This is a genomic window from Bradyrhizobium sp. USDA 3364, from assembly GCF_054056355.1.
In genome coordinates this window covers 70,015-95,660 of record NZ_JBSRYG010000002.1, presented here as the reverse complement: position 1 = coordinate 95,660, position 25,646 = coordinate 70,015, and the positions used below count along the sequence as shown (strand labels likewise).

The 25,646-nt window shown below is 62.9% G+C and carries 35 protein-coding genes; 24 read left to right on the top strand and 11 right to left on the bottom strand.

The genetic code is table 11. The features are described from left to right. Positions 1–64 precede the first annotated feature (64 nt). The 9 genes from ACVILL_RS00650 (at position 65) to ACVILL_RS00610 (ending at position 8,150) form a co-directional block, all read left to right on the top strand. Entirely contained in the window at positions 65–1,324 is a 1,260-nt protein-coding gene (locus tag ACVILL_RS00650; protein WP_456727365.1) for an ABC transporter substrate-binding protein, read from the top strand. A gap of 94 nt (positions 1,325–1,418) precedes the next feature. Continuing rightward, complete coding sequence (locus ACVILL_RS00645) at positions 1,419–2,321, top strand: branched-chain amino acid ABC transporter permease (RefSeq protein WP_456727364.1); 903 nt, start codon at positions 1,419–1,421, stop codon at positions 2,319–2,321. Further along, on the top strand, positions 2,318–3,337 hold the full coding sequence (locus ACVILL_RS00640; RefSeq protein ID WP_456727363.1) for a branched-chain amino acid ABC transporter permease: 1,020 nt from the start codon (positions 2,318–2,320) through the stop codon (positions 3,335–3,337). Before ACVILL_RS00645 ends, ACVILL_RS00640 begins: the two co-directional genes overlap by 4 nt. Before the next feature lie 2 nt (positions 3,338–3,339). After that, the gene (locus ACVILL_RS00635) at positions 3,340–4,098 is read left to right on the top strand and encodes an ABC transporter ATP-binding protein (RefSeq protein WP_456727362.1); all 759 of its coding nucleotides are present in this window, start codon (positions 3,340–3,342) and stop codon (positions 4,096–4,098) included. Further along, complete coding sequence (locus ACVILL_RS00630; RefSeq protein ID WP_456727361.1) at positions 4,095–4,811, top strand: ABC transporter ATP-binding protein; 717 nt, start codon at positions 4,095–4,097, stop codon at positions 4,809–4,811. The genes ACVILL_RS00635 and ACVILL_RS00630 overlap by 4 nt, the downstream gene beginning before the upstream one ends. 27 nt (positions 4,812–4,838) lie before the next feature. Beyond that, positions 4,839–6,044: a CaiB/BaiF CoA transferase family protein gene (locus tag ACVILL_RS00625; RefSeq protein ID WP_456727360.1), complete on the top strand. Its 1,206-nt coding sequence runs from the start codon at positions 4,839–4,841 to the stop codon at positions 6,042–6,044. A gap of 15 nt (positions 6,045–6,059) precedes the next feature. Beyond that, positions 6,060–6,836 (top strand): enoyl-CoA hydratase/isomerase family protein, encoded by a 777-nt coding sequence (locus ACVILL_RS00620; protein WP_456727359.1) that lies wholly within the window; start codon positions 6,060–6,062, stop codon positions 6,834–6,836. Then, entirely contained in the window at positions 6,837–7,292 is a 456-nt protein-coding gene (locus ACVILL_RS00615; RefSeq protein ID WP_456727358.1) for a MaoC family dehydratase, read from the top strand. A gap of 3 nt (positions 7,293–7,295) precedes the next feature. Next, positions 7,296–8,150: an HpcH/HpaI aldolase/citrate lyase family protein gene (locus tag ACVILL_RS00610; RefSeq protein ID WP_456727357.1), complete on the top strand. Its 855-nt coding sequence runs from the start codon at positions 7,296–7,298 to the stop codon at positions 8,148–8,150. Between the two features lie 525 nt (positions 8,151–8,675). Here the strand turns inward: ACVILL_RS00610 and ACVILL_RS00605 are convergent. The 3 genes from ACVILL_RS00605 to ACVILL_RS00595 form a co-directional block, all read right to left on the bottom strand. Further along, positions 8,676–9,830, bottom strand: a complete 1,155-nt coding sequence (locus ACVILL_RS00605; RefSeq protein WP_456727356.1) for an OpgC domain-containing protein — start codon at positions 9,828–9,830, stop codon at positions 8,676–8,678. 164 nt (positions 9,831–9,994) lie between these two features. Then, positions 9,995–10,270 (bottom strand): hypothetical protein, encoded by a 276-nt coding sequence (locus ACVILL_RS00600; RefSeq protein WP_456734133.1) that lies wholly within the window; start codon positions 10,268–10,270, stop codon positions 9,995–9,997. Between the two features lie 159 nt (positions 10,271–10,429). Continuing rightward, the gene (locus tag ACVILL_RS00595) at positions 10,430–11,065 is read right to left on the bottom strand and encodes a LexA family transcriptional regulator (protein ID WP_456727355.1); all 636 of its coding nucleotides are present in this window, start codon (positions 11,063–11,065) and stop codon (positions 10,430–10,432) included. A gap of 126 nt (positions 11,066–11,191) precedes the next feature. Between ACVILL_RS00595 and ACVILL_RS00590 the strand changes: the two genes are divergently transcribed. The 4 genes from ACVILL_RS00590 to ACVILL_RS00575 all read left to right on the top strand — a co-directional run bounded on the left by ACVILL_RS00590 (position 11,192) and on the right by ACVILL_RS00575 (position 14,721). Continuing rightward, positions 11,192–11,752, top strand: a complete 561-nt coding sequence (locus ACVILL_RS00590) for a GcrA family cell cycle regulator (protein ID WP_456727354.1) — start codon at positions 11,192–11,194, stop codon at positions 11,750–11,752. A gap of 90 nt (positions 11,753–11,842) precedes the next feature. Then, positions 11,843–12,418, top strand: coding sequence for a DUF6456 domain-containing protein (locus ACVILL_RS00585; RefSeq protein WP_456727353.1), 576 nt, complete (start codon positions 11,843–11,845; stop codon positions 12,416–12,418). A gap of 311 nt (positions 12,419–12,729) precedes the next feature. Next, positions 12,730–13,152, top strand: a complete 423-nt coding sequence (locus tag ACVILL_RS00580) for a GFA family protein (protein WP_456727352.1) — start codon at positions 12,730–12,732, stop codon at positions 13,150–13,152. Between the two features lie 306 nt (positions 13,153–13,458). After that, the gene (locus ACVILL_RS00575) at positions 13,459–14,721 is read left to right on the top strand and encodes a CaiB/BaiF CoA transferase family protein (RefSeq protein ID WP_456734132.1); all 1,263 of its coding nucleotides are present in this window, start codon (positions 13,459–13,461) and stop codon (positions 14,719–14,721) included. 155 nt (positions 14,722–14,876) lie between these two features. On the opposite strand, the gene ACVILL_RS00570 is transcribed toward ACVILL_RS00575, so the two are convergent. Then, entirely contained in the window at positions 14,877–15,062 is a 186-nt protein-coding gene (locus ACVILL_RS00570) for a hypothetical protein (RefSeq protein ID WP_016847356.1), read from the bottom strand. A gap of 25 nt (positions 15,063–15,087) precedes the next feature. Here ACVILL_RS00570 and ACVILL_RS00565 point away from each other — a divergent pair, with 25 nt between their 5' ends. After that, positions 15,088–15,270, top strand: a complete 183-nt coding sequence (locus tag ACVILL_RS00565) for a hypothetical protein (protein ID WP_456727351.1) — start codon at positions 15,088–15,090, stop codon at positions 15,268–15,270. Positions 15,271–15,292: 22 nt separating this feature from the next. On the opposite strand, the gene ACVILL_RS00560 is transcribed toward ACVILL_RS00565, so the two are convergent. The 4 genes from ACVILL_RS00560 to ACVILL_RS00545 are packed head-to-tail and all read right to left on the bottom strand — an operon-like array spanning position 15,293 to position 18,397. After that, positions 15,293–15,613: a cupin domain-containing protein gene (locus ACVILL_RS00560; RefSeq protein ID WP_456727350.1), complete on the bottom strand. Its 321-nt coding sequence runs from the start codon at positions 15,611–15,613 to the stop codon at positions 15,293–15,295. After that, entirely contained in the window at positions 15,610–16,365 is a 756-nt protein-coding gene (locus ACVILL_RS00555) for a YqcI/YcgG family protein (protein ID WP_456727349.1), read from the bottom strand. The genes ACVILL_RS00560 and ACVILL_RS00555 overlap by 4 nt, the downstream gene beginning before the upstream one ends. 25 nt (positions 16,366–16,390) lie before the next feature. After that, positions 16,391–17,683: an MFS transporter gene (locus ACVILL_RS00550; protein ID WP_456727348.1), complete on the bottom strand. Its 1,293-nt coding sequence runs from the start codon at positions 17,681–17,683 to the stop codon at positions 16,391–16,393. Continuing rightward, positions 17,684–18,397: a hypothetical protein gene (locus ACVILL_RS00545; protein WP_456727347.1), complete on the bottom strand. Its 714-nt coding sequence runs from the start codon at positions 18,395–18,397 to the stop codon at positions 17,684–17,686. 63 nt (positions 18,398–18,460) lie between these two features. On the opposite strand from ACVILL_RS00545, the gene ACVILL_RS00540 reads away from it, so the two are divergent. From ACVILL_RS00540 to ACVILL_RS00530, 3 genes are all read left to right on the top strand, one after another. Next, positions 18,461–19,480, top strand: a complete 1,020-nt coding sequence (locus tag ACVILL_RS00540) for a GlxA family transcriptional regulator (RefSeq protein WP_456727346.1) — start codon at positions 18,461–18,463, stop codon at positions 19,478–19,480. A gap of 165 nt (positions 19,481–19,645) precedes the next feature. After that, a complete protein-coding gene (locus ACVILL_RS00535) occupies positions 19,646–20,779 on the top strand; it encodes an alpha-hydroxy acid oxidase (protein WP_456727345.1) in 1,134 nt (377 codons plus the stop codon). 192 nt (positions 20,780–20,971) lie between these two features. After that, positions 20,972–21,127: a hypothetical protein gene (locus ACVILL_RS00530; RefSeq protein ID WP_456727344.1), complete on the top strand. Its 156-nt coding sequence runs from the start codon at positions 20,972–20,974 to the stop codon at positions 21,125–21,127. A gap of 13 nt (positions 21,128–21,140) precedes the next feature. Here the strand turns inward: ACVILL_RS00530 and ACVILL_RS00525 are convergent, their stop codons facing one another. Next, entirely contained in the window at positions 21,141–21,326 is a 186-nt protein-coding gene (locus ACVILL_RS00525) for a hypothetical protein (RefSeq protein WP_456727343.1), read from the bottom strand. Positions 21,327–21,568: 242 nt separating this feature from the next. Between ACVILL_RS00525 and ACVILL_RS00520 the strand changes: the two genes are divergently transcribed. Beyond that, positions 21,569–21,922, top strand: a complete 354-nt coding sequence (locus tag ACVILL_RS00520) for a phasin (RefSeq protein ID WP_456727342.1) — start codon at positions 21,569–21,571, stop codon at positions 21,920–21,922. Positions 21,923–21,947: 25 nt separating this feature from the next. Here the strand turns inward: ACVILL_RS00520 and ACVILL_RS00515 are convergent, their stop codons facing one another. Further along, a complete protein-coding gene (locus tag ACVILL_RS00515; RefSeq protein ID WP_456727341.1) occupies positions 21,948–22,208 on the bottom strand; it encodes a hypothetical protein in 261 nt (86 codons plus the stop codon). A 177-nt stretch (positions 22,209–22,385) separates the two neighbouring features. Between ACVILL_RS00515 and ACVILL_RS00510 the strand changes: the two genes are divergently transcribed. Continuing rightward, positions 22,386–22,730, top strand: coding sequence for a hypothetical protein (locus ACVILL_RS00510; protein WP_456727340.1), 345 nt, complete (start codon positions 22,386–22,388; stop codon positions 22,728–22,730). Here the strand turns inward: ACVILL_RS00510 and ACVILL_RS00505 are convergent. Continuing rightward, positions 22,717–22,902: a hypothetical protein gene (locus ACVILL_RS00505; RefSeq protein ID WP_074125408.1), complete on the bottom strand. Its 186-nt coding sequence runs from the start codon at positions 22,900–22,902 to the stop codon at positions 22,717–22,719. The two genes, ACVILL_RS00510 and ACVILL_RS00505, sit on opposite strands and share 14 nt — an antisense overlap. A 717-nt stretch (positions 22,903–23,619) precedes the next feature. Here ACVILL_RS00505 and ACVILL_RS00500 point away from each other — a divergent pair. From ACVILL_RS00500 to ACVILL_RS00480, 5 genes are all read left to right on the top strand, one after another. Then, positions 23,620–23,781: a hypothetical protein gene (locus tag ACVILL_RS00500; protein WP_456727339.1), complete on the top strand. Its 162-nt coding sequence runs from the start codon at positions 23,620–23,622 to the stop codon at positions 23,779–23,781. A gap of 1 nt (position 23,782) precedes the next feature. Then, complete coding sequence (locus tag ACVILL_RS00495) at positions 23,783–24,037, top strand: hypothetical protein (RefSeq protein ID WP_456727338.1); 255 nt, start codon at positions 23,783–23,785, stop codon at positions 24,035–24,037. Between the two features lie 408 nt (positions 24,038–24,445). Continuing rightward, positions 24,446–24,682: a hypothetical protein gene (locus tag ACVILL_RS00490; protein WP_456727337.1), complete on the top strand. Its 237-nt coding sequence runs from the start codon at positions 24,446–24,448 to the stop codon at positions 24,680–24,682. 4 nt (positions 24,683–24,686) lie between these two features. After that, entirely contained in the window at positions 24,687–24,980 is a 294-nt protein-coding gene (locus ACVILL_RS00485) for a hypothetical protein (RefSeq protein ID WP_456727336.1), read from the top strand. 86 nt (positions 24,981–25,066) lie between these two features. Next, positions 25,067–25,495: a GNAT family N-acetyltransferase gene (locus ACVILL_RS00480; protein ID WP_456727335.1), complete on the top strand. Its 429-nt coding sequence runs from the start codon at positions 25,067–25,069 to the stop codon at positions 25,493–25,495. Positions 25,496–25,646 lie beyond the last annotated feature (151 nt).

Here is a 25,646-nt window from a genome sequence, read left to right as displayed (position 1 = left end):
TCACGGAGACGGGACGATCTCCGACAGGGATTTTGGGAACGCGAACCCGACAGGGAGGGGAATGATGGATAGGACCCGGAAGCCGGGCATCAGCCGGCGCTCGACGCTTGTGCTGATGGGTGCCGGTGCGGCGAGTTTTGCCGCGCCATGGGTGGCGCGCGCGCAGGCCAAGACGATCAAGATCGGCATGCCGACCATTCTGTCGGGCCGCGTCGCGCAGCTCGGCACGTCCTCACGCAATGCGGTGATGCTGGAAGTCGAGAAGGTCAATGCCGCCGGCGGGCTTGCCGGCCGGCAGATCGAGATGGTGATCCGCGACTCCAGGGGACAGCCGCAGGAGGCCGCGCGCATTGCGCGCGAACTCGTCAACACCGACGGCTGCGAGATGCTGCTCGACGGCGAGGCGTCGTCGGGATCGTTCGCGGTTCACGAGGTGGCGCGCGATCTCGGTGTGCTCTGCATCCACACCTGCTCGGAAGCGTCGTCGCTGACCGCCGATCCCAAGCAGCACATCCCGAACGCCTTCCGTTGCGTGCGGCAAGGTATTCATGACTCGATCGTCGGCGCCAGCTACGCTGCGGGGATCGCCAAGGCCAAGGGCCTGAAGAAGTGGGCGACCTGTTCGCCCGACTATGCCTATGGCCGCGACACCACCGGCGAGTTCGTGCTGTATCTGAAGAAGTTCGCGCCTGACGTCGAGATCATCAGCGAGTCATGGCCGAAGCTGTTCCAGCCTGATTACACCGAGGTGGTGACCAAGATCCTGCAAGCCAGGCCGCAGGCGCTCTATTCGTGCCTGTGGGGCGGCGATCTCACGTCCTATATCGACCAGGCCAACATCTACGCCCTGTTCACCCAGATGGAGGTGTTCGCGGTCAACATGGCCGACTACACCGCGCTCACGGTGGTGAAGAACCTGCCGAAGGGTATCCACTCCGGCGACCGCTACATCAAGACATTCCCGGCGACGCCGGAGAATGCGGCCTGGGGTGATGCCTACAGGGCGAAATACAACGAGTACCCGACCAACTGGTCGTGGCAGAACGCGACGGCGGTCATGTTCCTCAACGAGGCGGTCAAGAAGGCCAATTCGACCGACGGCAAGAAGGTCGCGGAGGTGCTCACCGGGCTCACCATCAAGTGCCCGTTCGGCGCTGACGGCACCGTCACCATGCGCGCCGACGATCGCACGCTGGTCGGCTACGCGATCGGCTGGGGCACCACGATCCCGCAGGAGCCCTATGTTCCTGACGTGAAGGCCGGCGACTGGAAGACCATCTTCGAACTCGAAGCCGAGTGGAAGAGGAGCAAGGGCTACACCTGATCCGCATGTGCGGCGGAGGCAGCATGCTGTCTCCGCCTTGCATCTGATGTTTGTCGCGCGCCGGCGTTGCGGCCCGCCGTAATGGATGATTCCCGTGGACCTCGACGCGCTCGCCAGTTGCCTCGCCAGCCCCGCCTGCCTGGTGACGCAGACCACCAGCGGCCTCATCATCGGCATGCTGCTGTTTCTCGTCGCCGTCGGGTTGACCTTGATCTTCGGCGTGCTCAAGGTGGTCAATTTCAGCCACGGCGCCTTCTACATGTTCGGCGCCTATTTCGCGATGACGGCCTACCAGCTCACCGGCAGCTTCGCGCTGGCGATGCTGAGCGGCGCCGCCGGCACCGCGATCCTCGGCCTGATCTTCGAGCGCGTGTTCATGAGCCGGGTCTACGGCCGCGATGTGCTGATGCAGCTCCTGGTCTGTTACGCCTTCGTGCTGATCTTCGATGACGTCGTCCGCATGATCTGGGGGCCCGAATTCAAGTCGATGGGCATGCCGGCCGCATTCCAGGTGCCGCCGCTGTTCATCGCCGGCGGCGTGGTGCCGCCCTATTACCTGCTGCTGATCGGCGTGGCGCTCGCCGCCGCGATTGTTCTCGGACTGGGATTGGCGCGCTCCAGGATCGGCAAGGTGATCCGGGCGGCCGCGCACAATCCCGGCATGGTGTCGGCGCTCGGCATCAATACCGGGCTGATCTATGGCGGCGTGTTCGCGCTCGGCGGCATGCTGGCGGGACTGGCAGGGGCGCTTGCCGCGCCGGTGCGCTCGCTGACGCCGGGCATGGGGTTCTCGGTGCTGATCGAGTCCTTCATCGTCACGGTGATCGGCGGCATGGGCTCGATCCTCGGCGCGCTGATCGGCGCGCTTTTGATCGGTTTGATCCGTTCATTCGGATCGCTCGGCTTCCCGCTGTTCACCGAGGGGCTGATGTACCTCTTCATGGTGATCGTTCTGGTGTCGCGGCCGACAGGCCTGTTCGGCAAGGAGGTCGCATGACCGAGTTGCAGGCCGGGCAAGGCGCGCAGCCCCTCAAGGTGCCCCGGATCGACGCCAGGCAGCAGCGCTATCGCGATCTCCTGATTGCGCTTGTGGCCTTTGTCCTGCTCGCGCTGCTGCCGTTCATCTTCGGCAGCAAGCAACTGCTCGATTTCGTAATCCGCTGCGCAGCCTACGGATTGTTCGCGACATCGCTCAACCTGCTGGTCGGATACACCGGGCTGATCTCGTTCGGGCACGGCATGTTCTTCGGTCTTGGCGCCTATGGGTTCGGCCTGATGATGCAGAAGACCGGCGTCGCGATCCCGGTGGCGTTCGTCGCCACGCTGGCGATGACCTTCGTGGTTGCCCTCGTCATCGGCGCCATCTGCGTGCGGCTGAAGGAAATCTACTTCGCCTTCGTGACGCTGGCGTTCCAGATGCTGATCCACTCGACCATCCTGTCGTGGCAGTCGCTGACCGGCGGCGACCAGGGCCTGCGCGGTGGCATTCCGCGCCCGCCGTTTCTCGGCATCGACCTGTCGAACCATCTGCATCTCTACATCACGAGTTGCGCGCTGCTGGTGATCGGGTTGCTCGCGATGCGCCAGATCGCGCAGTCGCCGTTCGGCTACACGCTGCGCATGATCCGTGACAATGCCACGCGGGCGAGCTTCGTCGGCATCGACGTCTGGCGCGCCAAGCTTGTGATCTTCGTGCTGGCGGCGCTGTTCGCCGCGACCGGCGGCATGATCATGGCGCTGTTCGTCTCCGGCGCCTATCCCGAATTCGCCTATTGGACGATCTCTGGCGAGGGCATCTTCATCAACATGCTCGGCGGCGTGACTACTTTCCTCGGGCCGATGGTCGGCACCGTGCTGCTGCTGATCCTCAACGATACGGTGACCCGCCTGACCGAATATCACGGCATCGTGCTCGGCATCGTGATCCTGTTCTTTGCCATCGGACTGCGGAAGGGCCTGATGGATTTTGTCGTCGAATGGTTCGCGCAGCGGCGCGGAGAGGGGCGCGGCTAGCCATGCTGGAGATTCGCGAGCTCTCGAAATCCTTCGGCGGCGTCAAGGCGACCGACAATGTCTCGCTCGACTTCGCCGACGGCTCGCTCACCGCCGTGATCGGCCCCAACGGCGCCGGCAAAAGCACTTTTTTTAACCTGATCACGGGCGCGCTGCGGCCGGACGCCGGCCAGATCCTGCTCAATGGCGTCGACATGGCGGGGAAGGCGCCGCCGGAGATCGTGCGCCACGGCATCGGCCGCGCCTTCCAGGTCGCGAGCATCTTCCCGTCGCTGACGGTCGAGGAGACGATGCTGGCTGCGGTCTGTGCCGATCAGCGCCGCGCCGGCGTGATGCATCGGCGCTTTCCATTGGCCGAGACGCGCGATCGCGCCGAGCACGCGATGGAACTGCTCGGCCTCGCCGGCAAGCGCAACAGGACCGCGTCGACGCTGTCGCATGGCGACCAGAAGCTGCTCGATATCGCGCTGGCGCTGGTGCTTGAGCCCAAGGTGCTGCTGCTCGACGAGCCGACGGCAGGCATGGGCACCGAGGAGCGCTGGCGCATGATCGACAAGGTGCGCGAGCTCTGGGAGAAGGAGAAGATCACCGTCGTGTTCATCGAGCACGACATGGATATCGTGTTCAAGATCGCGCCTGAGATCGTCGTGCTGTGTTATGGCCGGATCCTGGCGACCGGGACGCCGGACGCGATCCGCAGGAACGACGCCGTCATCGAAGCCTATCTCGGCAGCGACGACCACGCGGGAGCGGTGGCATGAGTGCGCAGCCGGTGGTGCAGGTCGAGGATCTCGACGTCTGCTACGGCACCAGCCAGATCCTGTTCGGCGTCGGCTTCTCGGTGCGCACGGGCGAGACCATGGCGTTGCTCGGCCGCAACGGCGCCGGCAAGTCGACGACCATGAAGGCGATCATGGGGCTGGCGCCGGCGCGCCGCGGCAAGGTGACCTTGCGGGGCAGCGTGGTGTCTGGAATGAAACCGCATCATATCGCGCGCGCCGGGCTCGGCTTCGTGCCGGAAGACCGCCAGATCTTTCCCGAGCATACGGTCGAGGACAATCTCGTCATCGGTCAGAAGAAGGGGCCGGACGGCGAGGACGAATGGTCGATCCGCCGCGTCTACGACGTGTTCCCGCTGCTGGAGCCGCTGCGGCACCGGATCGCCGGAAGGCTGTCCGGCGGCGAGCAGCAGATGCTTGCAATCGCGCGCACGCTGATGGGCAATCCGGTGCTGCTGCTGCTGGACGAGCCGAGCGAGGGGCTGGCGCCGATCATCGTGCAGCGTATCGGCGAGCTGCTGCGGCAGCTCCGCGGCACCGGTGCCACAGTATTGATCGCCGAGCAGAACATGCATTTTTGCCTTGGCCTTGCGAGCCACGCGACGGTTATCGACAAGGGACAGATCGTCTACACATCCTCCATCGAAGAGCTGAAGGCCAACGACAACATCCGGCAGCGCTATCTGGCGCTGTAGGGCTCTTCGAAGCTAACGGGAGGACAAATGGCGGGCGAACGCAAGCTGACGCCGACGCACGAGGCGCCGTATCGCGGGCTGAAGGTGCTCGATTTCGGGCAGGGGATCGCGTCGCCCTATTGCGCGATGCTGCTCGGGGTCTATGGCGCCGACGTCATCAAGGTTGAACCACCCGAGGGCGACTGGTCGCGCTATCTCGGCACGACCTACGGCAATCACACGACCCTGTCGGCGGTCTACAACCGCGGCAAGCGCAGCCTGTGCCTCGACATGAAGCACAAGGACGGGATCGCGATCGCGCAGCGGCTGGCGCGCGAGGCCGATGTGCTCATCGAAGGATTTCGCCCGGGTGTGGCCGAGCGGCTCGGGCTCGGCTATCAGAGCCTGTCGCGCGACAATCCGGGTCTGGTCTATCTGTCGGTCAGCGGCTTCGGGCAGAGCGGGCCGTACTCGAAGCGGCCCGGCTCGGACTCCGTTGCGCAGGCGTTCTCGGGGCTGGTCTCGATCAATGTCGGCACCGATGGCGTGCCGCATCGGGTCGGCACCACGATCTCCGATGTCGTCACCGGCGTCTACGCGTTCCAGGCCATTGCGACGACGCTGTTCGCCCGCGCGACCGTCGGCACCGGCCGCTGGATCGACGTCAATCTCTGCCAATCGACGTCGGCGCTGCTTGGTCACAAGGTCGCGGAATTCATCCTCGAGGGCGGTGCGCCGCGGGCGCTCAACGTGCCGGCCGGCACCTACCAGACCCAGGACGGCTGGATGATGGTGACATTGGTGAACGAGCCGCAATACAAACGTCTGTGCAATGCAATCGCCCGTGAGGATCTCGCGAGCGACCCGCGCTTCGCCGACTTTGCCCGCCGCGCCGATGCCGCCGATACGCTGATCCCGCAGCTGCGCGAGATGTTCCTGACGCAGCCGACGGATGTCTGGCTGACGCGGCTGCACGCCGCCGATATCATCGCGGAGCGGATCCTCAATCCTGGCGAATGGCTGCGCAACGTCCACGTCGAAGCGATCAAGGCGTCGGTGTGCCAGGAGACGACCGGCGTCGGCGCGGTCTATTCACCGCGGACGCCGGGGATTGCGAGCCTGTCTGAGGATCATCTCTGCCCCGCGCCGGACGTTGGACAGGACAGCCGCGCTGTGTTGACGGAGGCCGGCTTCGATTCGGCCGAAATCGACGACCTGTTGCTGTCGGGCGCCGTGCGGCAGGCCAAGCAATAGCGGAGGTAGCAGATCATGAGCACGGACTTGGTTCGTTATTCGGTCACTGAGCAGATTGCGGAGATCGTGCTGGATCGCGCGCCGGTCAATGCGCTCAGCATTCCCTTGATCGACGCGCTGCTGGCGGCGCTGGCAAGGGCGCGTGATGATGACGCGGTACGCGCCATCGTCATCAGCAGCGCCCACAAGGTGTTTTGCGCCGGTCTCGACCTCGACATCGTCAGGGGTAAGCCTGCGATCGAGGTCAAGGGATTCCTCGAGCGGCTGTATTTCGCGCTGAACGATACGCAGTACCGCATGGGCAAGCCGACGATCGCGGCGATCGATGGCGCGGTCCGGGCCGGCGGCATGACGATCGCGATCTCCTGCGACATGACCATCGCTGGCGACGGCTCGACCTTCGGCTATCCCGAGATTGATGTCGGCCTGATCCCGGCGATCCATTTCGTGCAGCTGCCGCGGCTGGTCGGCAAGCACCAGGCGTTCGGCCCGCTGTTCCTCGGCGAGCCCTTCGATGCAGCGACGGCCTTCCGGATGGGCTTGCTCAGCGAGGTGGTGCCGAAGGGCACGGCGCTGTCGCGGGCCCGCGAGATCGCGCGCAAGCTGGCGGCGAAATCGCCCATCGTGATGAAGATCGGCCGCGATGCCTTCATGCGCGCGGTCGACGCCGATTTCCGCCGCTCGGTCGAGAACACGGCGGAGAGCTTTGTGGTGGTGGCGTCGACGGAAGACTGCCAGGAGGGGTTGAATGCGTTTGTCGAGAAGCGGACGCCCAACTACAAGGGACGATAGATGGCTGGATTGTATTTCGAAGAGTTCGAGGTCGGACAGGAATTCCATCACGAGTTCAGCCGGACCGTGACGGAGATGGACAACACCATGTTCAGCCTTCTGACCATGAACCCGCAGCCGCTGCATATCGACGCGCATTTCTCTGAGAAGACCGAGTTCGGCCAGCGGCTGTTCAACAGCCTCTATACGCTCGGCATCATGATCGGAATGAGCGTTTACGACACGACCCTGGGAACCACGGTCGGCAATCTCGGCATGACCGACGTCAGGTTTCCGAAGCCGGTGTTCCACGGCGACACGCTGAAAGCACACACCAAGGTCATAGGCAAGCGCGCCAGCAAGTCGCGGCCGACCCAGGGCATCGTCGAGTTCGAGCACACCATGACCAATCAGCGCGGCGAGCTGGTGGCGAGTTGCCGCCGCACGGGCCTGATGCACTGTAAGCCGAAGGCATAGACGATGCGATCGTTCCTGTTCGTTCCCGGCGACAGCACCCGGAAATATGAGAGCGCCAAGAAGACCGCGGCCGACGCGCTGATCCTCGATCTCGAGGATTCCATCGCGCCGGACCAGAAGGTCGTCGCGCGCGGCATCACACGGCAGATGCTCGATGCGCGCAATCCGGAGCAGAGGCTCTACATCCGCGTCAATGCGCTCGACACCGACCTGACGCTGGGCGACCTCGCCGCGGTCATGCCCGGCAGGCCCGACGGCATCGTGCTGCCGAAATGCGCCGGTGCCGCCGATGTCAACAAGCTCGCGCTCTATCTCGACGCGTTCGAGGCAGCTTCCGGCATCGCGCAGGGGACAACGCGGATCGTCACGGTGGCGACCGAGACGGCGCGGGCAGTCCTGAAGATCCTCGATTTCGAGAACATGAGCCCGCGGCTCTGGGGCATGATGTGGGGTGCGGAGGACCTTGCGGCCTCGCTCGGCGCGACCCGCAACCGCACTGACGGCCACTATCATTCGCCCTTCATCCTCGCCCGCGATCTCTGCCTGATCGGGGCGGCCGCGGCCGGTGTGGTTGCGATCGACACCATCGCCACCGACATCAACGATCTCGACGCGCTGAAAGCCGAGGCGATCGCGGCGCGGCAGGACGGCTTTCTGGCCAAGGCCGTGATCCATCCCAAGCATGTCGACGTCGTCAACGCGGCGTTCATGCCGACGGATGAGGAGATCGCGTGGTCGGAGCGGGTGATCGCCGCGTTCGCCGACAATCCGTCCGGGGTCGCCAAGATGGATGGCAAGATGCTCGACAAGCCGCATCTGCGCGCCGCCGAGAAGATTTTGGCGTCGCGCCGGAAATAGCCCAGTCAGACCGCGGGAAACACCAGCTCGAAGGCGACGCCCTGGCTGGAGGGCAGGAGACGAATCGTGCCGCCATGGCTGATCATGACGGCCTGCGCGATAGCGGGCCGCATGCCGGTGCCGCCGCTATCGGGTCATCGTCGACAACGAGAATGCGGTGGGTCAATGGGGTCTCCAGATGCGGCGTCCTGGCCACGCCTTTGCTCTCGCGTGATGCAATTGTTCTACAAGGCAACCGCGGCGGGAGACAAGAAACGGATCGGCGTTATCATTGGTCGCGAAAGGGCTCGCGCGGGTTCGTCCATCGCGGGGGGATGAGAGCCGGCCCGCAGCATAGCGAAGTTGAGCCGCGCATGTGCAGCGGGCGAGAATGCGCCAGCAGGAGTTCAGGATTTTTGTGCAGATTGCATGCAGACGCGACTTATCGGCTCGCGCCGGCCGCACGAGGGGGGCTCGACGCCGCAATGCTGCACGACAGCGAGACGCGGCTGAGGCGCGCCACGCTGATCGACTAAAGCGAAAAACTCAGGAATGAGCTCTGACGGCCGATTTGCCGTCCTGCTGCTTCGACCACGAGACGTAGTAGGCAACCGCAACCATCGCCGCGATGCCCGCGATGCTGACCACGACCTGCCTGATCACCGAGTTCGGGCCGGTGATCAGGATCAGGTGCGCGGCAAAGGAGAGGAAGACGCCGGCACAGAACACGGCGAGCCACTCCTCACCGCACTTGATGATCGGCTGCAAGGCGTAGGACCGCAGATATCCCCAGTTGCACGGCACTAGCAAGGTGAACAGGAATGTCAGGGCCAGGAAATGCAGGATGCGATGCGGCGCGATATCCTCCCGGTCGCTCGGCAGGAGCATGTCGCTCAGTCCACTCGGCATCATCTGGGCGAGTGCCGGAATGTCGCCACTGGAGACGATCACGAGAGCGAACACCAGATACAACAGGGCCGCCGCGCGCAGTGCGGATATCGCCTGTAGCGCGCGAATCTCGGGTGCGAACCGCTTGCCGACGAGCGCGAGCCAGCCCCCCATCACGAACAGCAATTGCCAGCAAAACGGATTCAGGTACCAGCGTCCATCCGGGTATGACGTCAGGTTCCAGTCGAGCATGCGGGCGGTCGCATAAAGGGCTACAGAGCCGGCGAGCGTCGCGTTCGGCACGTAGAACAGCCCGCACACGACGATGGGCTGGAACGCCATCAGGGTGATGCTGAGTTGCAGCACATCCAGATTGAGCGGCTTGGCCTGCAGGAACAGGCCGTAGATCAGGGTTCGGATGCCGTGGTCGATGAATCCGGTGATGTTGAATTCGCTGATGATCTCGGGCGCCGCGGTCCGTGCTGCAACATAGCTGATCAACTCGACATAGATGACGAACAGAACGATGTAGGCGGCGTAGAGCTGCCACACCCGCCTGAAGATGCGGGTGGCCGCCACCAGCATGCCGCGCTCCACCACCATCCGTGTGTAGAACAGCGTCGTGGCATAGCCGCCGACGAACACGAACAAATCGATGGCACCGCTGAAGCCGAAGTTGCGGATGGTCAACGCGTTGACGATGTTGTGCGGGATGTGGTCGAGGAACAGAAACCAGTTCGCGATGCCGAGCAGCAGCGCAATCCTGAGATCGCCATCGGCCGTCGCGATCTCGGCGTTTGTTGTCGAGGTCATCTGAAGCTGAAATCTGCCGGCCCGAGAAACGAATCGTCAATCTAAAGGGAACCCTTGCCCGGTCCGAATAGACTTTACGTGAACCCTATCTAGTCCGTTTCCGGTTCCGGCCAAGTAGCCGGCTCAAGAAAGATCACAATTTCGCAATCACCGCGTGAGTGACGTCAGACCGACTCGTGCTTGCGCAGGTCGCGGGCGTGATCCAGTGCATTGGCTTGCAAATTGGCGCCGGTCGGAGGGATCTCCGGCAGGGCTGCCTCGGCAAGGATATCGTTTGTGACATCTTCCACCGAGGACTCGGCCACCTCGTGGATGAAACTGATGTTTGTGTATTCTCCCGACGCGATCCGTGACACGACCTCACGTCGCGTCATCTCGGGATCGACGATCGCCTCGCGGCCTCGGCGGCCATAGTCGATCATCACGACAAAGTACTGCATTGCCTGGTAGTTCGATGCGTTGACTGACATCGAACATTATTTCCGATAATCGGAATTATGTCAAGAGAAATTGCCGGTAATCGGAATTCGGCTCGACGTGCTCCGACCGACTCGGTGCGGAGGCATCCGAATCGGTCAGGTCGGTCTTGAAGCAGGGCCCTATTTCTCGGACGATCGACCGCCTTTGGAGGCGGATTTGCGGCCCTTCGACGCCGCCTTGCCGCGCAGCCTTTCGATCTGGCCACGGGGCAGGGTGACGCAGATTTCGCCGATCCACTCGAGCTTTACGCCGTTGATCGGCTTGGCGTTGAAGCTCTTGAGGTTGACCGTGCCGGAAGAACTGCCGCGTTCGATCGTCTTCAGATAGCGCTCGCCGGTCTTCAGCCGGACCGCCGCTTCCTCTCCGTAGAAGCTCGACAGCGGATAGCGCTGCTCGCGATATACCACGATGACATCGCCGTTCTCGTATTTCGGCAGCATCGAATCGCCCGAAACCTCGAATGCGACGGTCTCCTCCGTCACCGGGAAGGGAAGCTCGATTTCGCCGAGACCCTCCGGCGGCACCTGCTCGAGCTCCGGCTGGATCGAGGCGCCGGCGCCGACCCGGCCCACGATGGGCACCGAGTTCAGCTCAAGGTATTCCATGATCGGGGCGATCTCCGAAGCCTTGATCAGCCGTATTCCCGACAGGATTTCGGACACCGCCCCGGCCCGAACGCCCATCGCGCGGGCAAGCCCGCCTTTGCTCTTCCCAGTCTTTTCCAGTGCTCGTTCGATCAGTGCAGCGTCCAGCATGTTTCGTCCTCTCCAGACCCGGATGCATACTACCGTTACGATTATCAGAAATCAAGCTTGACTTTTTCTTCGGAATATCGGAAGGTGTGCGAGGCGCCGGCGGAACGACGAAAATGGGAATTTGGAATGGAAATGATGAACTGGCTGCCGGAGCATTCTGCAGCCTTGCAGGACCTGCGCGCTCGCGGCTTGTCCTATTCGGAAATCGCTGACGCGATCAACGCAACCTTCAACACAGCCTATACGCGCAACGCGGCGCTCAGCCGGGCGCAGCGCATGGGGCTGGCGGGCTTCGAACGGCTCGAGCCATCCCTGCCGAGGCACCTCGAGCCACCCAAACCGGCCTTGCCGGAACCCCCGAGGACCGGGCGGCTGCGTGAGGGACGGGCCGAGCTCAAGCCAGATCTGGCTCGTTTGCCCAAAATCTTCACCGAAACGGTGGAGATGCCGCGACTTCGTTGCGCCGCGGTCGAGCCGCAGCATCTTTCGCTGCTCGACCTCAAGCCCGGAGACTGCCGCTATCCCTATGGCGGGGATGCCGACGGCGAGACGATCACCTTCTGCGGTCACCCCTGCCGGTCGGGCACGAGCTACTGCACCCCGCATTTTCACTTGAGCCGTGATCCCGAGGCCTCGGCGAGGCCGGTCTTGAACGACGCCTGGCTTCAAGCCGTCGGCGCCAACTGAGGCAATTCATCTCCTGACCGACATCGGTCTGCAACCGCGATCGCGCGGAAGAGTCCGCGCGCCCATCATCAAACATGTTGGAGGTCACCAATGCCGCGCGCAAAACGCCGGAAGCCGTACGATCCCGCAGTAACACATGACCGGCGCTCGCGGGATCTGCCCTTTAATGCCGAAGTGGCGACCGTCGAGGTCGACGATCCCCTGGCGCTCGAGCCGGGCGACAAGGTCGTTGCATTTCGCTCGATACGTAATGATCCGCTCGGACGGTTGCATGTACACCGACAGATCGACAACACGCAGTATCGGAGCGGCCGGGCCTTCCAGAACGATTGGGAAAAGGCCGAGCGTGGTCCTCGCGCGGTGGATACGACGCGCGAGATTGTTGATGGCGGTCAGCAGCGTGAACCGATCACAGAGGGGCAACGTCAGGCGACCTTGCGCTTGAATCGCGCCGAGCACGAACTCGGCGCCGACGGCTCGGCGCTGGTGCACGACGTGCTGATCCTCGGCATGACCATGGAGCAGGTTGGGCAGCGGCGCGGACTGCGCACCCAGCGCTGGCAGGACTATTTTGCGCGGCGACTCAAGGAATGCCTGGATCGGCTGGCGCTGATGTACGGCCTTGCCGGGGCGAGCACGGGTTTCCCCAAGAACCGGCAATGCTGATCTCAAGCGATGTACGCACGTGCCGGTTGCCGTGCAGGCATCCGGCACTGCAGCAATTCATCACGTTGCAGCACCCTGCGTCGCCTCGCACTGCGCTCCATCCTTGTCTGTGACGGGCGATAAGCTCGGCGATGCTGTGTCGAAGATGGTCGACAGCGGCGCGGACTCTCATGTAGCTTTGCCGCGTCGACGACAAGGGAGTTCGCTGCGGCTACGCCCGCCTACATCTTATCCTGCATCGCGAACACCACGAGTAACGTGGGTCGATGCCGGCGCGGAGTCCGATCACTTCACCCAGGGAGAACCGACCGATGAATCATACTGGAAACTGCTTTTGTGGCGCCGTCGAACTCAAGGTCACGGGGGAGCCCGAGGCGATGGGCTATTGCCACTGCCGTTCATGCCGCTCCTGGTCCGGCGGTCCGGTGAATGCGTTCAGCCTCTGGAAGCCCGAGGCGGTCGAGGTCACCAAGGGCGCTGATCACATCGGGACGTTCGAGAAGACCGCGATGAGCCAGCGCAAATATTGCACCAAGTGCGGCGGTCACCTGATGACCAACCACCCGACGCTTGGGCTCGTCGACGTGTTCACGGCGACAATCCCGACGCTGAAATTCAGCCCTGGCGTTCACGTCAACTATTCCGAGGCGGTACTGCAGATCCGCGATGGCCTGCCGAAGCTGAAGGACTTTCCGGCCGAGTTCGGCGGCTCCGGCGATATGATCGCCGAATAGCGCGACCGGTCTCTCCGTGACGAAGGCGGGTGGCGACGAGGCGTCGCTACCCGCCGATCAATGGTCTTCCAGCGGCTGGACGCCCCGACAGATTCCGCCATCCGGCGGGTTTCCCTCACATTCGAGCAGTCCGACCGTGCCGGTGCCGCCGACCCTTGTGGCCGATGACAGCCATGTCAGACGAAGGTCCCGCCCTGCAAAATCCGGGTTTGGTTTTGGTGATGGGCTTCCGCTAAAAGGCAAGCGGTGCCGGTCTTGCCAAGGGCTGCGGTATTTCGCCTGACAAAATAACAGAGGAAGCGTCGGATCATGACCAAACCAGAATTGCCGGAGCGCGCGCCGCGCGGGGAGGGAGTTCCGACGGCGCTCGATGGGCTGCTGGTTGTCGACTTCACCCGCGTCGTCGCCGGCCCGGCCTGCACGCAAACGCTGGCCGACTTCGGGGCCGAGGTCATCAAGATCGAGAATCCGGACGGTGGTGACGACACGCGCGCGTACGAGCACGCCGAAATCGGCGGGGAGAGCGCGGCGTATCTGAGCCTCAATCGCAATAAGCGCGGCATTGCGCTCGATTTCAACAATCCGGCTGCGCTCGACGTTGCGCGCGCCTTGATTGCCAAGGCCGACGTCGTGGTGGAGAACTTCTCTGGCGGCGTGATGAAGAAATTCGGCCTCGATTATGCATCGGTGGCGCCGACCAATCCGCGGCTGATCTATTGCTCGATCTCCGCCTATGGCCGCAAGGGCGATTTCGCCCTGCGCCCCGGCTTCGACCCGATCACGCAGGCCGAAAGCGGCTTCATGTCGCTCAACGGCTTTCCGGATAGCGAGCCGGTGCGCACCGGTCCACCGATCGTGGACATGGCAACGGGCATGTCGGCCTGCAACGCGATCCTGCTGGCGCTGATTGCGCGCGATCGGCTCGGTCGCGGCCAGCAAGTCGAGGTCGCATTGATCGACACCGCGGTGTCGATGACCGGCTTCTACGGCATGGCCTATCTCATCAACGGCAACAACCCCGGCCGTTTCGGCAACTCTCCGAACGGCTCGCCGACCGTCGGCGTCTACCGTGCGTCCGATGGCCCGCTTTACATGGCCTGCGCCAATGACCGGCTCTATCGCCGGCTCGTCACTGACGTTCTGGACCGACCCGACCTTGTCACCGACCCCGAATTTGCTCACCGCAAGGCGCGGACGGCCAACAAGGAGAAGCTGCGCGCCATCATTGCCAGCGTGTTTGCGAGCGACACGCTCGAGAACTGGATGGCCAAGATGAAGAAGGCCAACATTCCGGTCGGCTATCTGCGTACGGTCGAGGAAGGGTTCAACGCGCCCGAAGTTCGCGATCGCGATCGCCTGAGCAAGATCGCGCATCCGACCGCAGGGTCGGTTCCGAACATCGAGTCGCCCGTCAATATGAGCCTGACGCCGACGGTCGATCCGGTCGCGGCTCCGCTGCTCGGTGAGCACACGCGGGATGTCTTAAGCAAGACGCTTGGCTATGACGACCGGCGCATCGCCGAGTTGGCCGAGGCCGGCGCGTTCGGCAAGGCGGGCAACACCGGCTAGCGTTGTTAGACCGCACCGAAGATCGAATATTCGCAAAGCATCCCGAAGGCGGGCGAGAGCAAAGCCTCTCGCCTCGCGGGACGTCGCTCAGGCGTCACAGGCTTCGGCACGTCGTGCCGGCGGCCTGGTACCGGGAACCGGCCCGTTTCAGGACCTCAGTTCGGCTTGCTGCGCAAGTTGTTCCTTGGCATACTTTCAACCTCCTCGGGCTCCGCCCGATCAATCTCGAGGCGTGCCATCCTGAGTATCAAGGTTGCCGTGGTCAGGCCGAGGCGTTCGGCCTCTTGCGCTGCGGTGTCGACCTTCTGGGCCAAGCCTTCACGTTTACCTGGGTATGCCATTCGTAATCCTCACCTAAGGTGCGAGATGAAAAATCCCACATATGTTGCAGAGCTGCAGAAAAGGCTCGGAGCTCCATCGAGCGAAACACTGGAAAGCCTGCGACTGTTGAAGGCTTTCCTTCGACTTGCGCCCAACCAGCGTTCCGAGGTCATCGGGCTGGTCGAACGTTTGGCGGCTGAACCGCCGCGCGATCCTTCACTGTCCTGAGGTGTTCGCGTTTTCCTGGATGTCAGTTGCTCATCGGCTTGGCGGGTGGTTGCGTCGCGATGACGTAGATTGCGCCACCCTCGAGCGCCTCTGATTGATGCCGGGTACCGGCGGGAAGCAGGATGGTGTCGCCGGCGCCGACGACCCGCTCTCCGCCGTCCCAGATGAAGTTCAGCCGGCCGCTGATGATCATCAGGATTTCATCGACCGGATGGGTATGGAAGTGATGCACCTTGCCGGCCGCGTCATGCTGCAACTCGACGGAGCCCTGGGCCGGGAGCAGGTTCAGGATCTCCGGATCGATGGCAAACTCGGTCTTCGTGCCCGCGATGATCTGGGTCATGCTGCCTGTTCCTTATTCGCGATAGGTGGCGTCTTGTTCTGCGCGAGTTTGGCGAAGGGACAGCCGGCGCTCGCATTGTTGTCGTCGTGCAGGAAGTACTGCTTGTACTCGCGGCCGTCGGTCGCGCCGTAACGGCCAAGCAGCGGAGAGGGGCTCGCGCTGTCATAAGGGATCAGACGCTTGCGCACCTCGGAGAACGCGGCGTTGGCCGCCTTTTCCGTCCCGAGAATCTTCTCGAACACCCAGCGCGGCTGGAAGGTGAGCATGAAGGCACTTGATCGCCGGCTCTGGCGCATCACATGCGCCGGCGTCGTGCAGACCACGAAGATCGGCTCGCCCGCAAACGAGAACTCCCACATCGGGTGGTCGATCTGCTCCGGAATCTCCACCGGCCACGGGTTCTTGTCCAGACGCGCGAGCTGGTCGAGCGTCAGCCACATCTTGCGATAGTAGGCATCGAGCGTCTGCACCGGGCGGGGCCGCGTGAAGACGATCAATGAGGTGTTGGGGCCGAACGAACGTGCTTCCGACACATATTGTCCGAGCTGTTCGCCAAGCACCGCAACGTCATACGGATCGAGAAAGAGGTAGCGGAGCTGATCCTGGCGATGTCCGGTCACCCCGAACACGCAGGGGAACGGCCTCGCCTCGCTGCTCATCTGCCCTTCAAACTCGGAGAACATCACGCTTTGCCAGCTGCTGACCGGAAAATTTGACGCGACTTCGCCTTTTCTCAAAAACAAGCGCTCCATAACACCCCCTACACTCATAACCACACTAACGAGCTATCAACTTGCTTCTCATCAGTAACGGCCCGGCAATGCCGGGCAGCGACATGAGAAGCAAAATGACGATCAAGGCGCTGTAGCCGCCGTCACCGATCGCAGCCGTGTTGTGCATGGCGTCGGGTCCGGCGGCATGGCTCGCAGCAAGCATCGCGAAACCGATGACGGGCTGCGAGACGCCGGCGAAGATCCCGGCGGCCGTGGTGTTCACGGAAGCGCCGACGCCGATCAGATCGGCGGTGTAGAGTTTCTTGACGCATTTCAGCACCAGCGGGACCGTCCCGCCGGCAACGAGGCCCAATGCTGTGAACACGACTGTGACGTAGGCGAGCCCGAACGTCCGGGCGATCGGCGGCAGCAGCAGCGCGATCAGCAGCATGCGCAACACGCAGATGCCGATCAGAGCGCGATCAAGCACCGCCGCCGCGCGATCGGCGGCATGACCCAGGAAGATCGAGCCGAGCGCATTGCCGATCATGAAGGCGAGCAGCGGCGTGCCGGCGGCCGTCGGAGTGATGTGGAAGAAGTGCGCGACCATCGGAATGCCCCAGACGCCCGACATCGTCGTCACGACCGCGAAGTGCGAGGCAAACGTCATCGCGCAGCCCCAGTTCGCGATATGGGCCAGCGATTGCCGCGCAGCGAGCACAACGCCTTTCAGCGTCTTGTTGCTGTGCGAGGCCGGGTCGGGCTTGAGCGCGAGCTTGGCGAAGGCGAGGTTGACCAGTCCGATGCACGCGATGAAGAGGAAGCAGGCGCGCCAGCCGAACCCGGAGACTGCGGCGGCGAGCGGCGTGGTTGCGATCACGCCGCCGACATAGCCGGAGACCTGCGAGATGCCCGACATTACGCCGAACCGCTCGTCCGCGAAGCTCTGCGCGACGAGTTTCAGGAGTGCAGTGAATACCAGCGCGTCGCCGCAGGCGACAATCAGCCGAGCGGCAAATACGTCAAGCAGGTTCGGCGCCAACGCGAACGCTGCGCTGCCGAGCGATGAGGCGACCATGCTGACGAGGACGACGCGCTTGACGCCGAACCGGTCGACCAGAAGGCCGGCCGGAATCTGCATCAGGGTGTAGCCCCAGAAGTAGCTCGACGCGAGCATTGCAACACCGGCCGCATCGGTGTTGAAGTCGTGCATGAAATTGAGGCTCATCGATTGCGGCGACACGCGCTGCAGGAAGGCGATGGCATAGGCGATCGCCACTGCCGTCCAGGCGAGGTAGGCGCGATCGGTGAAGCGCGACGTCGGGGCGTAAACCGCTTGTTGTTCGACCACCGACATTCAAACCCTCGCGTAACCGACCGAGAAAAGGGCATCCGCTGAATTCGGAATCTTGCGCGACATCGCGGCATCGACCAGCGACGCGGTGCCATGATAGGCCTGCCGATGGTGCTTAATGTGGCCGTAAGCGCCACGCATGATCATGTCGGGTAGTTCGAGCGGCTTGCCCGGATAGAGCGAGGTGCACATCTCGACACAGGCCGCCTGCAATGCGGGATCCTGTGCATCGTCGAGCAGCGATGGAGTCACTTTTTCGCAAATTTTAGCGTTCGCTGCCCAGACGATCGGATTGCGGGTCCGCCAGCCGTAAAGCACGTTGCCGTCGGCTCGCTCGGTGGCGCCTGAACATTTCAGGACTTCCGATGTGAAGAAGCCGTAGAAGCCGCGACCCTGGTGCGCGGGCAGCACTTCCGTGCCGCTTCGATAGATTCCAAGTCCGGCCGACATCTGCAAGATGCGGTAGACCGAGAACGCGACGAGGCCGGAGCCGTCATAGACGAGGATGAGGCTGTACTTCTTGTCGAAGGGTGAGGAGGTTGCCGTCCAGTGCGGCTCGGTGGCCTGCCAGTTGATGGCAATGATACCGTTCATGGCGTCCATCAGCGGCTGACGGTCGCAGGCTTCGATCCGCGAGGCATCGGGTAGGCTGTAAATCGCGTAATCAGCCCAAGGCGATTTGATCGCCTCGTATCCGCTGCCCAGATGTCGCGACATGACAGAACTCCAGAATTCCATCGCGAGCTATACAGGGCAGGCTCGAATGGCTTAAAGGACAATATGCCCTCGAAAACTGCCAAAGCGTCCCGACCCGAGCCGCGCGACAAGAAACCGACGCGGCGGATCGCGATCGTCGCCTTTCCGGGCGTGACCTTGCTGGACATCTCGGGGCCGGCTCAGGTGTTCGCGGAACTCGAGGCGATCGAACTGCCCGGGCCGGACTACTCGCTCTCCTACCTGTCGACTTCAGGCGGCTTGGTGCCGACCGATGTCGGCATGATGATCGACACGGCGCCGATCGCCGGTATTGCGCCGGCCGAGGTCGACACGCTGGTCATCCCAGGCGGGCCCGGCATCTGGAAGATCCGCAGCGACGCCGGGTTGATGGACTGGATTGCGGAGGCGCTGCCGAGGGCACGCCGTATCGCATCGGTCTGCCTCGGTGCATTTGCGCTGGCATGGACCGGGATCCTGGACGGCAAGCGTGCTGCAACGCACTGGCGCTATTGTCCTCGCTTGCAGGACAGCTTTCCGAATATCCGCGTCGAGCCCAACGCGATTTTCGTCAAGGACGGACATGTCTGGTCGTCGGCGGGCGTCAGCGCCGGCATCGATCTGGCACTCGCGATGATCGAGGAGGATTTCGGCCATACCATCGCGCTCGATGTCGCGCGCAGGCTCGTGGTGTTTCTGAAGCGGCCGGGTGGTCAGAGCCAGTTCTCGACCGTCCTTGCAGCCCAGGCGTCGGACGTCGAAGGCCGCTTCAGCGCGCTGCATGCCTGGATCATCGAGAACATCACGAGCGACCTCAAGGTCGAGACGCTGGCGGAAAAGGCCGGGATGACGCCGCGTACCTTTGCCCGGACCTATGTCAGCCGCACCGGTATGACACCGGCGAGCGGCGTCGAGGCGCTGCGCGTGGAGACCGCTCGCCTGCTGCTCGAAAGCCGCCAGATCGGCGGCGTGGTCGAGGTCGCCAAGCGCGCAGGCTTTGGCGACGACGAACGCATGCGACGGGCCTTCCTACGTCATCTCGGCGTGTCGCCGACCGAGTATCGAAATCGGTTTTCGGGCAGCTAGCGCGCCTCCGACGAGGCAGGTTCGGACGTGGCCGCTTTACCTCGGAATCCGATCTATCTCACGAGCGAATAGCTGGCCTTCGCTGGGCGAATTGGTGGTCCAAGGTGGTAGCTTTTCCGGTTTGTCTGCGGCTAATGTGCCGGCCAAATCGGGAGAAGAAACACCATGAATGACGGGACCCCCATTCGGCAGGCGCGCAATGTCGAACTCGGCGCCAGCGGCGAGGAATTCCAGAACCTGCACGAATTCGCGCGAAAGGCCCGCGCCAAGCTGAACCAGAACGCCTGGGACTACATTGTCGGCGCCTCGGAGACCGAGACCACGATGCGCCGCAACAGAATGGCGCTCGACGAGATCGCGTTCCGGCCGCGCGTGCTGCGCAACGTCATCAATGTCGATCCTTCCACCGAGGTGTTCGGACGCAAGCTCCGACTTCCGGTGATGATCGCCCCGGTCGGCGCCCTCGAGATCTTCGATCCGGATGCCGGCGCGGCCGTCGCGCGCGGAGCGGGAACGTTCGGCGCAGCGCATATGCTGAGCTCGGTGTCCGAGCCTGGACTGGAGAACACCGCCAAGGCGGCACCCGACGCCTTGCGCATCTTCCAGCTCTACGTTCGCGGCGATGATGCCTTTGTCGAGGATGTGGTCAGCCGTACCATCGACAACGGTTACGCCGCATTCTGCCTCACCGTGGACACCGCCCATTACAGCCGGCGTGAGCGCGACATCGCCAAGCGCTATGTCCGCGAAAGCCGCATCCGCGCCACCGGCGGCGATTTCCAGAAAGGTCTGGAATGGCGGACGGTGAAGCTGATCAAGGACAAGCTCAAGATTCCACTGATCCTCAAGGGTATAGCCACCGCCGAAGACGCCAGGATCGCCCTCGATCACGGGGTCGACTGGATCTACGTCTCAAATCACGGCGGACGGCAGCTCGACCACGGCCGCGGGTCCATGCATGTCCTGCCCGAGATCGTTCAGGCTGTCGCCGGCCGTGCCAAGATCATGGTCGACGGCTCGATCTGCCGCGGCACCGACATCGTGAAGGCCATCGTCTCGGGCGCCGACCTTGTTGGGATCGGCCGCCTGCAATGCTGGGCGCTGGCCGCGGCCGGCGAGGCGGGCATCGTCCGGATGCTTGAATTGCTGGAAGACGAGGTGATCCGCTGCCTCGGTCTGCTCGGCGTCACCAGCTTCGCCGAACTGGACAAGTCGTATCTGCATCCGGCGATGCCGACCAACCTGCCGGGCGTGTTCAGCGCATTCCCGCTGCTCGATATCGACCCCTACCGCTACTGAGCGGCAGCAAGCGACCTGTGCAGCGATGACGCGACCAGGGTGCTGGGCACCCTGATCGCGCCAGCTCGCCGTCAATCTGTGCCGTCCATGAAGCCGCCGCGGCAAAGACAAAGTCTGATCCAAATGCAGCACTAGTCGAGGTGAATGGCAGATAATCCATTCGCTGAGTTCTCACTTGAACGCGCCATCGGCTTGCGCTGGACCCTTCGCGATATCCAGGCCCGCAGGCTCCAATTGTCACCGGTCAGCGACGAGGATCTGGAGATCCTCATCGAGCTCGGTCTGGTCGAATTGCATGACGACGAGCCTGCGCTGACCAAGGCGGGAGCCGCGGTGCTGGGCGACTGAGCGGGCCGATAGCCTAGCGCGCGTTCAGGAAGCTTTCGCCGGAATTGCAGGGCGTGCACTGATAGATCAGCACGTCATAGACTTGGTCGCGCGGCTCGATCAAGGCGAGCCGCATCTGCGTGCCGCACTTCATGCACAGCATTTCTATGCTGGTCTTGAACCGGGTGCAGGTCGGTGTCGGACGAACCGCGCGCAGCATCGAATCCCCTTGTTCCCCAAGAGACGCGACAAGAGACGCGAACGCGACCAACGAAGAGCCCGAATCACTATGCCACAGTGCTGACATGATTGGAATCGGCTGATGGTGCAGTTCGGCCGCGGCTAGGTATTCTTTCCTCGGCTGTCGGAGTGATCTGGGCCCGTCATGGGCTGGCGATACGGCGCTGACGCCGTTACAATCTATGCTAACGTCGGTCGACGCTTATTTCAGGGGGCGCGATCATGATTGAGCCGAAGCTTGAAGTTCCCGCCGAGTTGCGCGATCTCGCGGAAAAGACCATCGACCAGGCCGAACAGGCCTTCAGCCTGTTCTTCGATGCCGCGAGCAAGTCGATGACGACGATGCCGGGCACCGGCACCGAGATTTCCAAACAGGCGCTATCGTTCACCGAGCAGAACATGAAGGCGGCGTTCGAGCATGCGCGCAAGCTCGTGCACGCGACCGATCTGCAGGAGGCGATGCGGATTCAGTCCGAATTCCTGCGCAGTCAGTTCACCAATGCCGGTGAACATATGCGCCAGATCAGCGGAAGCATGATGTCCGCAACCAAGGACGCGACAAAGGGCAAGTTCTAGCGCGGCCTTCGCGGCGCTTCGACGTCTAGCGGCGGCGCGCGACCGCAACGCCGAGCAGAAACGCGACGAACAGGCTTGCGAGCGGTGCCTCCCGGGTGACCGCACTCACCGTGGCCAGGGCACCGCCCGGCCGGCGCGAGGTTGCGATCGCCGCGCTGAGGCGATCGGCGGCCGCGCGAAGTCCGTCCGACACCTCCGTGATGGTGCGCGAAACGTCGGTCGCGGTGTCGATCGCTCGTTCACCGAGCGTAGGCTGCAGCGGGGACTCGGGTGTTTCCTGGCTCATATGCCGTGCCGCGATTTCACTGAGGGCGAGGCGACCGTCGGCACGTGAGCATGCTGGCAGCCACTTATCGTGGAAATTCGGTAGCTGTGGATTGGTTCCGCCGGCACACCTCGCTTTCTCATCACGGAACCGGAAACTTGCGCGCCGGTCGCGGTTTGTCTCCCTGGAGGAGACGGGATGACAATGCAGGCGCATGGCATAACCGAAGGCCGTTCGGTCAAGCATCGAGATCGGCATGGCGGTACGCCGCTGCTGGTTGCGGCCGTCGTTGCGATCCTCGGCGTGCTGGGTATGCTGGTCGTCGACCACGGTCCTTGGAATAAACCGAAAGTGCAGCCAGCCGCTTCCGCGAATTATTCAACGACCGGCGAGGCAGCACGTGCGGCTGGCGCGAAGGTGATGCCGACCGAGCCCAAGGCACCGATTGAGCCGGCACCGCCCGGCCCAAGGCCCCGCTCAACCGGCAAATCCGATCCCGCCGCAATAGACGGGGCGTTCGCGCGGATGATCAGCGCACGCTGACGAGCATGCCCCACGCGGCGGCGAAGCCCGCACCGACGAGAACCAGCACGGGACTGTCGCAGAAGATGCCGCCATATTGGCACATGGTAGCACCGATCGAGCCGATCTGATGATGGCCCGCGGCATAGAACAGGCCGGACAGGACCGCGAGCACGGCAGCAACGAAATACATCGACGCTTCCTCCTTGCAATCTAACGGCGGCGCGGGTCGGTTGACTGACACGAGCCAAAACTGTCCTGATGTCGGTACAAACATTGTGAGCCAATCGTCCGCTTGACGCGTCGGGCAAATCAGCGGCACACTGACATCATCGCAACGAGCATAAGGCGCTCGACGCCGGTTCGTCTTGCGATTCCAGATCACGCGCGGACTTTCACTCAAGGCGGTTTCTCACCGTCGAAGCCGACGCGTCCAATTTTACCGATCGCATTCAGATTGCAAAAACGGTTGACACGTCGGGCAACTCAGGAGCATAATCCGAAAATCAGAAATTGTTGAGCCCGCGCGGAGCAATCCGCGGCGGGCTTTTTGTTTGCCGTTTCATCAATCGGACGGCGGCCGCAACGTCACGACGCCACATCCTCCCAGCCCGTCGCCTGAGCGTCGTCAGCGCGCCGCCGTCCGAACCCTTTTTGAAACGAGCACGAAATTGGCCGGTGCGCGCGAACGCACCGGTCCTGCGGCGCGGCGAAAGCCGGCGCCGCCCGCGGCCCCACTCGTCAGGGATAAGGTTCGCGCCCCAAAGATCGTCGCCCGCTGCGCGATCTGCCGCACATTCATTCCATGGCCGTATCGCGCGCGGATGGCCGATCAACGAGGTTTCATGACCGCCTATCTCATATCGCTCGCGCTCGTATGTCTGATCGCCATTGCATTGTTGGAGGCGGCATGAGCGCCGAGATCATCCAGTTCATTCCGCGCCCGCGCCGGGATCGCGAGCAGACGGATTTTCCGACGACTACATTCCGATCGGCACTGCCCCGCCCCGAACCGGATCACGCGGACACGGCTCCGAGCGAATACCTCCCGTCCGATTGGCAGGAGAAGTGAGGTGGCGAAGACGATTACGCAAATCCGTTCGCTTGCGAGGAGTCACACGAGAAGCGCGATCAACGTGTTGGTCGGCGTGATGCGGTCCACGAGCGCAACACCGGCTGCCCGCGTCTCGGCAGCCAACGCCATCCTCGATCGCGGTTGGGGCAAAGCGCCACAGGCAATCGAGAATGGTGATGGAGCACTCGAGCTTGTGCACCGCATCGAGAGAATTATCGTGGAGCCGCAGGAGGTTGAGGGCGAGGATACTTGAAAGCTGCGGCCGCAGGCCGTCCCATTCGGCGGATCGCTAAAGCCGCTTCGTCGAGGATCCCTCCGATACGTTCAATCACATCATCGCGAACCCAGACCGCTATCGGGGTCGCTTTTGTTGATCGGATACGGAGAGAATTTCGCGGCCTGCTCGACCATGCTCAAGCACAGGCACTCTATGCGGCGACGAGACGGCTGAGCCCGCCCAGCGGGCAGCCTATGCGATATTTGCCGCCGTCCGTGTTTGTCCTTCCGGACAATTCCGATGTTCCGGAGACGGATTTCAATGACTGGCTTGCCGGCCTGATCCGGCCGCGTCCTCGTCAGTGACAGTCCACGGCCGACGATCTTCAGGGATCGCGAACACACCCGCCCGGCGCGCGAGCCGCTTTGCCTATCGAGAGTAGCCTTGTCGATCCTGAAAATTCCAACCGCAAAAGTGTTCGAGCCGCTGTTGCAGCCCGCGCGCTACAAGGGGGCGTTCGGCGGCCGGGGATCGGGAAAATGCGTGGTCTGGGACAAAGTCCTTGGGTTTGGGACGACGCCGCAACTTGCGGGAGACGTAAGCACATGGGCTGGCATGATCATGGGCTTCTATTTCGGAAAGCGCACGTTTGAGAATGTCGCCCGCATCATACGAAGGTGATCCAATGCAGGAAGCCGATATCAAAGCAATCGTGATGGAAACGCTGATCGAACAAGACCGGGTACGGCGGAGCGACATCGACGCTGTTGTTGTCAAGACCATTGCAACTGTCTTGACCTCATTCGGCTTCGAGGAGGGCGATAGGCGCGAGCTGCGCGCAGATTTTCAGCATCTGCGGCGGTGGCGACGGAGCGTCGAGCAGGCCCAAAGTTATACGTTCAAGGCGGTCATCACCGTGATCGCTACTGGCTTTCTCGGAGCTGTTTGGCTGGGCATCAAGGCAACGCTCGGAAAGTGACCAGCTTCGCCCCTGGCGCGGGCGAATTGATGTCCAGGGCATGGACCCGGGGACTTTGGCAAACAATGAACTCTCGAGGCGCAGGAATGTATCGGATCCGTGAGGTTGACGCGCAGGACGAGGAAATTGCCGACTCGCTCGCCGAGCTCCATCAACTGATATTCTGCGATGGGACCCGTGCACCGGACTTCGAGCAAGGATATTGGTGGCTCGCTTTCAGGGGATCGAAGCCGATCGCGTTCGCGGGCGTCATTCCATCAACCCATGTCACTAATGCTGGATATTTGTGCCGCGTTGGCGTCGCGATGCCGCATTGCGGCCACGGCTTGCAGGTGCGGCTTACTCGCGCGCTGGAAGCGCGAGCGCGGCGCGCCGGCTGGAACGCGATCGTCTCGGACACGACCGATAATCGGATCTCTGCGAATAACTTTATCCGGCTAGGCTATCGGCTGTTCGAGCCTGTCTCACCTTGGGCATGGCAGCACACGCTGTATTGGCGTAAGGAACTGGTCTAGAATCCGGCGAGATGGGGTGAGCTATCGCCAGCATTTCGACGACGTAGAGCGCCCGGTGGACGAATAGCCACCGGGCGCTTTTGTGTTTCCTGGAAGCGGTCCCTCCGATGGGCGCCTTCGGCAGTCATGGTCCCGGAGCGCTGAAATTCGC